The 8,997-nt window shown below is 68.7% G+C and carries 11 protein-coding genes and 1 pseudogene; 6 read left to right on the plus strand and 6 right to left on the minus strand.

Going from position 1 to position 8,997, the window contains the following annotated elements; translation table 11 throughout:
• Positions 1 to 308: pseudogene (locus tag AD428_RS29635) on the plus strand (AzlD domain-containing protein); the annotation flags it as partial.
• Positions 309 to 363: 55 nt separating this feature from the next.
• Positions 364 to 990 (plus strand): glutathione S-transferase family protein, encoded by a 627-nt coding sequence (locus AD428_RS18125; RefSeq protein ID WP_053246104.1) that lies wholly within the window; start codon positions 364 to 366, stop codon positions 988 to 990.
• A gap of 16 nt (positions 991 to 1,006) precedes the next feature.
• Here AD428_RS18125 and AD428_RS18130 read toward each other — a convergent pair whose 3' ends face one another.
• On the minus strand, positions 1,007 to 2,482 hold the full coding sequence (locus AD428_RS18130) for an inorganic phosphate transporter (protein WP_053246105.1): 1,476 nt from the start codon (positions 2,480 to 2,482) through the stop codon (positions 1,007 to 1,009).
• 195 nt (positions 2,483 to 2,677) lie between these two features.
• On the opposite strand from AD428_RS18130, the gene mog reads away from it, so the two are divergent.
• The 3 genes from mog to AD428_RS18145 are packed head-to-tail and all read left to right on the plus strand — an operon-like array spanning position 2,678 to position 4,601.
• Positions 2,678 to 3,310: a molybdopterin adenylyltransferase gene (gene mog, locus AD428_RS18135; protein ID WP_053246111.1), complete on the plus strand. Its 633-nt coding sequence runs from the start codon at positions 2,678 to 2,680 to the stop codon at positions 3,308 to 3,310.
• Between the two features lie 58 nt (positions 3,311 to 3,368).
• Positions 3,369 to 3,707 (plus strand): hypothetical protein, encoded by a 339-nt coding sequence (locus tag AD428_RS18140; protein ID WP_053246106.1) that lies wholly within the window; start codon positions 3,369 to 3,371, stop codon positions 3,705 to 3,707.
• Positions 3,708 to 3,713: 6 nt separating this feature from the next.
• Positions 3,714 to 4,601 carry a peptidoglycan DD-metalloendopeptidase family protein gene (locus AD428_RS18145; RefSeq protein ID WP_082308486.1) on the plus strand — a complete coding sequence of 296 codons (888 nt, stop codon included), beginning with the start codon at positions 3,714 to 3,716 and terminating at the stop codon, positions 4,599 to 4,601.
• Positions 4,602 to 4,610: 9 nt separating this feature from the next.
• On the opposite strand, the gene AD428_RS18150 is transcribed toward AD428_RS18145, so the two are convergent.
• The 5 genes from AD428_RS18150 to AD428_RS18170 all read right to left on the minus strand — a co-directional run bounded on the left by AD428_RS18150 (position 4,611) and on the right by AD428_RS18170 (position 8,120).
• Positions 4,611 to 4,898, minus strand: a complete 288-nt coding sequence (locus tag AD428_RS18150) for a hypothetical protein (RefSeq protein WP_053246107.1) — start codon at positions 4,896 to 4,898, stop codon at positions 4,611 to 4,613.
• A 145-nt stretch (positions 4,899 to 5,043) separates the two neighbouring features.
• On the minus strand, positions 5,044 to 5,304 hold the full coding sequence (infA, locus tag AD428_RS18155) for a translation initiation factor IF-1 (RefSeq protein ID WP_053246108.1): 261 nt from the start codon (positions 5,302 to 5,304) through the stop codon (positions 5,044 to 5,046).
• A 487-nt stretch (positions 5,305 to 5,791) separates the two neighbouring features.
• On the minus strand, positions 5,792 to 6,220 hold the full coding sequence (locus AD428_RS18160; RefSeq protein WP_053246109.1) for a GFA family protein: 429 nt from the start codon (positions 6,218 to 6,220) through the stop codon (positions 5,792 to 5,794).
• Positions 6,221 to 6,309: 89 nt separating this feature from the next.
• Positions 6,310 to 6,732, minus strand: coding sequence for a hypothetical protein (locus AD428_RS18165; protein ID WP_053246113.1), 423 nt, complete (start codon positions 6,730 to 6,732; stop codon positions 6,310 to 6,312).
• A gap of 110 nt (positions 6,733 to 6,842) precedes the next feature.
• Positions 6,843 to 8,120 carry a dicarboxylate/amino acid:cation symporter gene (locus tag AD428_RS18170; protein ID WP_152968142.1) on the minus strand — a complete coding sequence of 426 codons (1,278 nt, stop codon included), beginning with the start codon at positions 8,118 to 8,120 and terminating at the stop codon, positions 6,843 to 6,845.
• A gap of 248 nt (positions 8,121 to 8,368) precedes the next feature.
• Here AD428_RS18170 and AD428_RS18175 point away from each other — a divergent pair.
• Positions 8,369 to 8,997 (plus strand): SMP-30/gluconolactonase/LRE family protein (locus tag AD428_RS18175; RefSeq protein ID WP_053246110.1); only part of this gene is annotated, 629 nt, incomplete at its 3' end.

Consider the following 8,997-nt stretch of genomic DNA (forward strand, 5'->3'; position numbering starts at 1 on the left):
GCCGTCATCACCTACCTGACGCGCGCGCTGCCGTTCCTGCTGTCCGAGCGCAGCAGGCTGCTGCGCCGGCTCGCCCGCGAAGGCTCGGCCCTTTCGGCCCTGGGGCCGAGCCTGCTGGCGGGCATCGCGGCGGCGTCATCGTGCCCGACCTGCTGGACGCCGGGGCGGGCATGCCGGGCCTGGGCGCCTATGCCGGCGGCCTGGCCGCCACCGCGGTGGCCTCGCGCCTGATGAGCAATACCGGCGCGGCGGTGCTGCTGGGCATGGCGGGGTACGGGCTGCTGCTGGCGCTGTCGGGCCAGGGGTGACACGCCGCAGGGCGCGCTACGGCATAATGGTCCGGTTCCCATACGGAGACAGGCCATGCTTACGCTTTATCACGCGCCGCGCTCGCGGTCCTTCCGGATACTGTGGCTGCTCGAAGAACTGGGCGTCCCGTACGACACCGAAATGGTGTCCATCCGCCGCGGCGACGACGGGCACCGGCCGCCGGCCGATTACATCGACATTCATCCCCACGGCAAGGTGCCGGCGCTGGTCCACGACGGGGTTCCCGTGTTCGAGACGCCCGCCATCGCGCTCTATCTCACCGACCTGTTTCCTCAGGCGGGCCTGGGGCCGGTGGTGGGCGACCGCCAGCGCGGGCCCTACCTGACCTGGCTTTCGTATTCCACGGGGGTGCTGGAGCCCGCCTTGGTCGAGCGCGCGTTCAAGCTGCCGCACGCGGGCAGCGCCGCGCTGGGCTGGGCCTCGGCCGACGAGGTCGAGGAAGTGCTCACGCGCGTGCTGGAGTCGCGTCCGTTCTTCCTGGGAGACAAGTTCTCCGCCGTGGACATCGTGCTGGGCGGCTCGATGCAGCACCTGATGCGGGTCAAGCTCATGCCCGAAACCTCGGTCTTCAACGCCTACGTCGAGCGCCTGGCGCAGCGGCCGGCCATGCACCGCGCCCTGCAGCGCGACGGCGACATCGGCGAGAGCGGCGCGACCTGACCTCCGCGCGGGCCGCTCAGCCCGTGATCTGCACGCCTACCCAGAACAGGCCGGCCGCCAGCAGCATGGCGGCGGGCAGGGTCAGCACCCAGGCCAGCAGGATGTTGCGCACGGTATTGCCGTGCAGTCCGCTCTTGCTGGCCACCATGGTGCCCGCCACGCCCGAGGAGAGCACGTGGGTAGTGGAGACGGGCAGGCTGAACACATTGGCCAGGCCGATGGCGCCCACCGCCGTCAGCTGGGCCGACATGCCCTGGGCGTAGGTCATGCCCTGCTTGCCGATTTTCTCGCCCACGGTCAGCACCACGCGCCGCCAGCCGACCATGGTGCCCGCGCCCAGGGCCAGCGCCACGGCGGCGATCACCCAGAACGGCGCGTATTCGGTGGTGGCGGTGAGGTCGGCGCGCAGGCGCTGCAGGTCGGTGCGCTCGCGCGCGGGCAGGTCGGGCATCGCGGCCACTTTCTTGGCCGTGTCGTCCAGGCACAGCAGGTAGCGCCGCACGTTGATGCGCTTGGCGGCCGGCAGCTCGGCGTAGTTGTGCACGCCCTGCAGGTCGGCCTGCAGCGCGGCGATGGTCGGCAGCGTGAGCTTGGCGTCGCAGCGAAAGCCGGGCGGCAGCGGGTCGGTCTGGCGCGCGCTTCCGAGCGCCAGGTAGTCGCCGAGCAGGGTCTGGTTGCGCAGGTAGAACGCGCTCAGGTGGGTGGCGGCGTCGCGGGTGCGCTCGATCTGGTAGGTGGTGCTGCCCGCGTCGAGCACGAAATTGGCGGGCACGATGCCGATCAGCACCAGCATGATGAGGCCGATGCCTTTCTGGCCGTCGTTGGAGCCGTGCACGAAGCTCACGCCCATGGCCGAGAGCACCAGCACCAGGCGGTTCCAGAAGGGGGGATGCTTCTTGTTGTCCAGCGCGCGGCGCTGCTCGGGCGTCTTGTGCATCTTGGACAGCGGCCGCAGCCGCTTCAGCACCAGGAGCAGGGCGCCGGCTACCACGAAGCCCGCCACGGGCGAAACCACCAGCGACAGCCCGATGTCGATGGCCTTGCCCCAGTTCACGCCGTCGGCCACGGGCAGGCCGGTAATGAGCGCATTGGCCAGCCCCACGCCCAGGATGGAGCCGATGAGCGTGTGCGAGCTGGAGGCCGGGATGCCGAAATACCAGGTGCCCAGGTTCCAGGCGATGGCCGCGGCCAGCATGGCGAACACCATGGCCAGCCCGCGGCCCGTATCCACATTGATGAGCAGTTCCACCGGCAGCAGGTGCACGATGGCGTAGGCCACGCCCACGCCGCCCAGCAGTACGCCCAGGAAGTTGAAAATGCCGGAGAGCACCACGGCCAGGTGCGGCGGCATGGCCTTGGTGTAGATGACCGTGGCCACGGCGTTGGCCGTGTCGTGAAAACCGTTGATGAATTCGAAGGCCAGCACGAAGGCGAGCGCCAGCACGAGACTGAGGCCGACCCAGAAATCCAGGCCGTGGAAGAGGTCGAACATGGGGGAGCGGGGAGAGGTTCCGGCAAGGTGGCGAGATTATTGCAGATTTGTGAACTGTCCCCGTTCCGGCAGCGGCCATGAATTCATCGCCGCGCAAATGCGATAGCATCGGGAACGGCGTGCGGCCTGGATGTTGCGCCCTGCGGCCGCGTCGCCCTATTTTGTATCTTTATGTATCTTTTCTCTCCGCATCCCATGACCGATTCCGCCCGCATCGTCCGCCGCCATCCCGATGAGCTCGTCATTGGCCTGGTGTCGGTTTCAGACCGTGCCTCCGCCGGCGTCTACGAAGACCAGGGGCTGCCCGCGCTGCGCGAATGGCTGGGTTCGGCGCTGGCCTCGCCCTGGCAGGCGGTGGAGCGGCTCATCCCCGACGAGCGCGAGCGCATTTCACAGGCCCTGATCGAACTGGTGGACGACAACGGCTGCGACCTGGTGCTCACCACCGGCGGCACGGGGCCCGCGCGGCGCGACGTCACGCCGGAGGCCACGCTGGCCGTGGGCACCCGCGAAATGCCGGGGTTTGGCGAGCAGATGCGCCAGATCAGCCTGCGCTTCGTGCCGACCGCCATTCTGTCGCGCCAGGTGGCGGTCATCCGCGAAACGCGGAGCCATGCGGCGCTCATCGTGAACCTGCCCGGCCAGCCCAAGGCCATACGCGAGACGCTGGAAGGGCTGAAGTCCGAGGACGGCGCGGTGCTGGCGCCGGGCATCTTCGCCGCCATTCCCTATTGCATCGACCTCATCGGCGGCCCTTACGCCGAGACGCGGCCCGAGGTGATCGCGGCCTTCCGGCCCAAGTCGGCGCGCCGTCAGGCCCGCGGGTGAGCCGGGCGCTGCGGTATAGTTGGCCGCGTTTTCCATCCGCGCATCCAGAGAGTTCCCGATGAAGGCCCGTATCGTTCTGCCCCTTGCCGCCCTGACCCTGTTGTCCGCCTGCGCCAACGTGAAAGACGTGCGCGAACGCGACCCCATCTTCTACGGGTCCACGCCGCGCAGCGCCGAGGAATACACGGCGTGCGTGGCCGAGGCCTGGAAAGGCATGGGCCTGCAGCCCGAGCGGCACGACGTGCGCAACGGGCAGGAACTCGTCCTGCGCAACAGCATGGGCGTGGAGGCGGTGCTGACCACCACGCACTGGAAGGGCAAGACCGAGACGCGCCTGTCCACGCGCATCAACCACCGCGACCAGAGCATCGTCGAGGCCGCGAACCTGTGCCGCTGAACGCCGATGCCGACCGCTTCCGCTGACGGCCGTTTCGGGCGCCGCGACGCACTGCGTCTGGCGCTGGCTGCGCTGGCCTGGAGCGCGGCCGGCCCGGCGCGCGCCCAGGAAGGATTCATCACCCGCAAGCTGAACATTCCCGTGCCGGGCGGCGTGGCCGTGCTGGGCCTGGGAGACGCGCCCGAGGCGCCCGAAGTCGCCTACCTGGGGCGTCGGGCGCTGGTGGTGCGCGAGGAAGGGCGGCGCTGGATCGCCGTGCTGGGCATCCCGCTGTCGGTCAAGCCGGGGCGGCAATCGGCGCGGGTGCGCGATGCGGCGGGCGAGCGCGAGCTGGAGTTCGTCGTGCGGGCCAAGACATACGCCGCCCAGCACATCACGCTCAAGAATCGCCGCCAGGTTCATCCCGATCCGGACGATCTCGCCCGTATCGAACGCGAACTGGATCTCCAGAACGCGGCCTACCGCAGCTACCGCGCCGGCGTGATCCCGAGCAACCTCGTGCTGGACCGGCCCGTGGACGGCGCGCGCCTGTCCAGCCCCTTCGGCCTCAGGCGCTTTTTCAACGGCGAGGAGCGCAACCCCCACTCGGGGCTCGATTTCGCCGCGCCGGCAGGCACGCCCGTGAAGGCGCCGGCAGCGGGTGTCGTCACCCTGGTGGGCGAACTCTTTTTCAATGGCAAGACGGTCTTCCTGGACCACGGGCAGGGGCTGGTGAGCATGTTCTGCCACCTGTCGGCCATCGATGTGAAACAGGGCGACGAGGTGCCGCGCGGCGCGCCGATCGGCAAGGTGGGCGCCACCGGCCGGGCCACGGGGCCGCACCTGCACTGGAACGTCAGCCTGAACGATGCGCGGGTGGACCCCGCGATCTTCATCGGCGCTTTCCGTCCCTGAGGCGCGGGGTCAGTCCTGCCCGGCGGGCTGGGCGATGCGCGCCACCACGTACTGGTACACGCGCTCGGCGTAGCGCAGATCCTCAAGCACGCGGGCCTGCTCGGCTTCCTGCTCTTCGAGGCAGTTGTCGTATTTGGTCTTGGCTTCCGAATACGTGAGGCCCGTGTTGCGCAGGCTGTTGATGAAAGCCTCGCGCGACTGGCGCAGCAGGCGCAGTCCTTCCTCGCCACGGGCGAATCTCCGGCGCGCGCGGGTCAGCGCGTCGGCGGCGGTTTGCAGCTCTTCCTTGGGTTCCATCTTGCTTCGTGCCTGCCCGAGGACGTCGGGGCGCGGCACGCATTTTCGCCCAACGCGCGGTTTTGCGCATCAGGCCGGGCGCGGGGCCGGCGGCAAGAAAAGGAAAAGGGCGTGCCGGCCGGAAGCATCCGGCCGGCGCCCTGCGTCAGCGGCGGGTCTGGGGGCGGTGCGGCGCGGGCGCGCGCTCGTCCTTGTGGCGGAAATTGATGCGGCCCTTCGTCAGGTCGTAGGGCGACATTTCCAGGGTGACGCGGTCGCCGGCCAGGATGCGGATGCGGTGCTTGCGCATGCGGCCGGAGGCGTAGGCGCCGACTTCGATGCCGTTGTCCAGGGTGACGCGATAGCGGCTGTCGGGCAGCACTTCGTCCACGATGCCGTTGAGTTCGATGAGTTCTTCTTTCGCCATTCTCTACTCCTTTGTTCGGTACGCGCCGCGGCGTGCCGCGAGGCGGCTGGCGCGTCGGACGCTGCCGGGCGGCAGGGTCCGGGGTTGAACGTAAAAAACGTCCGGACAGGCGTGGGTATGGGCCACGGCGGCATCCCGAGTGGATGTCTGGTATGACGGATACTCACGCCGCGAGGGCGGTGCGCGCGGTGCGCGGCTTGGTCGCGGCGGCGCTGCTGTGCGCTGCCGGAAGAAGCGGTTGGAGCGGCAGCCACGAACGGCCGCGCTCAGGAGAAACCGGCCGGACCATGCGCCACGATGCTGCCGTGGCCGGGGCCGAACTGGTTTCTGTGCGGAAATTTCACTGTTCTATGTTAGCGCAAACCCGAGGTTTTAGCCAGGATTTATGTCCGCATCGGCGGCGATAGGGCGGCGATGGCGCGGCCGGGGCCCGAGCGCCGGCCGCAGGCCCGGAATTCCGGACCGGAACCTCAGTGGGCCCCGAACCTCAGGCCGCCTCGCCATCGGGCTGGGGCGCGCGTTCGATGGCGCCGGGGTATTGCGGCAGGTCATCGGTGATGTCGTACCACGGGGCCTTGCTCGCCACGTGGCAGTGCGCCATGGGCTTGACGCCGGGATCGTCGTCCAGCGCGCCCAGCGCCAGGCCGTACACGTCGGGCTGCTGGTCGAAGCGCGTGAGCAGGGGCGTGCCGCAGGCCTCGCAGAAGCCCCGGTAATGGCCGGGCGAGGAGCTGTACCACGTGACGTGGTTTTCGCCTTTGGTCCAGGAAAAATCGCCGGCCTGCACCGTGGCCCGGCTGCGGAAGGCCGCGCCGTGCGCCTTGCGGCACATCACGCAGTGGCAATTGACGGCATCGGTGAGCGGGCCGTTGATAGCGTAGGCCACGCGCCCGCAGAGGCAGGATCCTTTGATCATGGCAGGCACCCGGTGGAAAATGGGGAGGGCATGCCACGACTATACCCCGCCGGCGCGCCGGCGTTGCACGACGCCGGCGGAGCCTGTTTTCAGCGCGCCGCGGCCGGGGCGCGGGCCGGTTTCGGATCTTCCAGCTCGAACTGCGTCGCCAGCGCCTCGCCGCGCGATTCGTCGTAGCGGTATCGCAGCCGCAGCGGCTGGCCGCGGCGGATGGCGCGCAGGCTGGCGTTTTCCAGCGCGACGTCGATCTCGCGGTTGACGAATTCGGTGCAGTCGGTGTCGGCGCGCTCGCCTTGGGGAATGACGGCCTCGTTCACGCGCAGCCGGAACAGCAGGCGGGCGATGGCGCTGCCGTCCGTGCGGTACTGCCGCATTTCCAGCGGGGCGTTGGCGACCTTGCCTTGCAGGTCGCAGGAGATGCGCGTCCAGGCGCAGGCCGCGGGCGCCGCGGCGGCCAGCAGGATGGCCGCCAGCGCGCGGGACGAAAGGGCGGATGTCAGGGCGCGTTTCATGGCGCATGGATAAGACGCGGCGCGCATCGCGCGCCGCCGTCCGGCGGATTGCGGAAGGGCTATGTTGCTACCGCTGGCGCGCCAGGGTCAAGGCGCGCCGCCGCAGCGCCTCAGGCGGCGCGCTCCAGCTTTTCCCGTTCCGGCGCCGGCGCCGCGGCTTCGTCCAGCGGACCTTCCAGCTTGGCGATGACCGCCGTGGCCAGGCTGTTGCCCACCACGTTGGTGGCCGTGCGGCCCATGTCGAAGAACTGGTCGATGCCCATGATGAGCAGCAGGCCGGCTTCGGGCAGGTGGAACATCGGCAGGGTGGCGGCCACCACCACCAGCGAGGCGCGCGCCACGCCGGCCATGCCCTTGCTCGTCACCATCAGCACCAGGAGCAGGGTGAGCTGCTGCGGCAGACTCATGGGGATGTTGTAGGCCTGGGCAATGAAAAGCACCGCGAACGACTGATACATCATCGAGCCGTCGAGGTTGAACGAGTAGCCCAGCGGCAGCACGAAGCCGGAGATGCGCTTGGACACGCCGAAGCGCTCCAGGGCCTCGATGGTCTTGGGGTAGGCCGATTCGCTGCTGGCCGTCGAGAAGGCCAGCAGGGTGGGCTCCTTGATCATGCCGCCCAGGCGGAAGGCCGAACGGCCCAGAAAGAGGTAGCCCACGCCGAAGAGAATCGCCCACAGCAGCGCCAGGCCCAGGTAGAACTCGCCGATCAGCTTGCTGTAGCTCACCAGCACGCCCAGACCTTCTGTGGTGATGGCGGCGGCCATGGCGGCGAATACGCCGAAGGGCGCGAAGCGCATCACGTAGTCCGTGACGCGGAACATGATCTTGGCCAGCTCCTCGACCATGTGAAAGATCGTGTTGTGCCCGCGGCTGCGGATGAAGGACAGGGCCGAGCCGAAGAACAGCGAGAACACCAGGATCTGCAGGATCTCGTTGTTGGCCATGGCCTCGACGATGCTCTTGGGGAATACATGGGCCAGGAAGGCCTTGAGCGTGAAGTCGCCGGTCTTCAGGCCCGCCGTGGCGCCGGCGTCGGGCAGGGCGAGGTTCAGGTGCGCGCCCGGCTCGAACAGGTTCACCAGCGCCAGGCCCAGCAGCAGCGAGACGGCGGAGGCCGTGATGAACCAGAACATGGCGCGCAGGCCGATGCGGCCCACGGCGCTGGCGTCGCTCATGCTGGCCAGGCCCGACACCAGGGTGGCGAAGACCAGCGGGGCGATGATCATCTTGATCATGCGCAGGAACACGTCGGTGACCATTCCGAAGTACGAGGCGATCTGTTTGGCCTCCTGGGCGTCCTGCGCATACTTGTTGCAGAAATAGCCCACCACGACGCCCAGCACCATGGCGATGCCGATATAGCGCGTCAGCTTTTTTGTATTCATATTCGACAGAAAACAGGAGCGGATGGCCCGGGCGAGCGCCTGGACGTCCGGCGTGGAAAGACGGGTGTCCCGACCAGGGTTAACCCGAGGCCGGGATGTTAGCGTTCCAGCCTGACAGCTTGTTGTCAGTTCGGGGACGGAACATCCGCCCGGCCGGCCGATGCCCGGCGCCGGCAGGACGTGACACAATGGCCGCGTCCGGGCGGCTTCCCGGGGATGACAGCCATGAGAAAAAGAGGAGACACGCAATGCCGAAACGCGAACTGGCCGAACTGGCCGGCGGATACACCTATCTGGAAGGCCTGCGCTGGCACGACGAGCGCCTGTGGGCGTCGGATTTCTATACCGGCAAGGTGATCGCCGTGGACCTGCGCGGCAAGGTCGAGGAGATCTGCCGCGTGGCGGCCCAGCCGTCGGGCCTGGGCTGGCTGCCCGACGGCCGCCTGCTGGTCGCGTCCATGAAAGACCGCAAGCTGCTGCGGCGCGAGCGCGACGGCGCGCTGGTCGAGCATGCCGACCTGTCGGCCCTGGCGGGCGGGCCGGTCAACGACATGGTGGTGGATGCGCGGGGCCGGGCCTATGTGGGCAACTTCGGTTTCGACCTCATGGCCGGCGAGCCGGTGCGCAATACCGTCATTGCCCGCGCCGACCCCGACGGCAGCGTGCGCGCGGTGGCGCACGACCTCTGTTTCCCCAACGGCTCGTTCATCACGCCGGACGGCAGGACGCTGATCGTCAATGAAACCTTTGGCAACCGGATTTCCGAGTTCGACATCCTGGACGACGGCGGCCTCGGCCCGCGGCGCGACTGGGCCAGCTTCGGCGAACTGCCCCGCACCGACGACCTGCAGGCGCTGATCGCCGCCTCGGCCATCGG

It is taken from the genome of Achromobacter sp. DMS1, assembly GCF_001270295.1.

Bases quoted from the DNA above. Each gene is read 5' to 3' on its own strand.
- AD428_RS18145 (WP_082308486.1), top strand. From the start codon at position 3,714: ATGCCGACCGCTTCCGCTGACGGCCGTTTCGGGCGCCGCGACGCACTG.
- infA (WP_053246108.1), bottom strand. From the start codon at position 5,304: ATGGCGAAAGAAGAACTCATCGAACTCAACGGCATCGTGGACGAAGTG.
- AD428_RS18140 (WP_053246106.1), top strand. From the start codon at position 3,369: ATGAAGGCCCGTATCGTTCTGCCCCTTGCCGCCCTGACCCTGTTGTCC.
- mog (WP_053246111.1), top strand. From the start codon at position 2,678: ATGACCGATTCCGCCCGCATCGTCCGCCGCCATCCCGATGAGCTCGTC.
- AD428_RS18125 (WP_053246104.1), top strand. From the start codon at position 364: ATGCTTACGCTTTATCACGCGCCGCGCTCGCGGTCCTTCCGGATACTG.
- AD428_RS18130 (WP_053246105.1), bottom strand. From the start codon at position 2,482: ATGTTCGACCTCTTCCACGGCCTGGATTTCTGGGTCGGCCTCAGTCTC.
- AD428_RS18150 (WP_053246107.1), bottom strand. From the start codon at position 4,898: ATGGAACCCAAGGAAGAGCTGCAAACCGCCGCCGACGCGCTGACCCGC.
- AD428_RS18160 (WP_053246109.1), bottom strand. From the start codon at position 6,220: ATGATCAAAGGATCCTGCCTCTGCGGGCGCGTGGCCTACGCTATCAAC.
- AD428_RS18165 (WP_053246113.1), bottom strand. From the start codon at position 6,732: ATGAAACGCGCCCTGACATCCGCCCTTTCGTCCCGCGCGCTGGCGGCC.
- AD428_RS18170 (WP_152968142.1), bottom strand. From the start codon at position 8,120: ATGAATACAAAAAAGCTGACGCGCTATATCGGCATCGCCATGGTGCTG.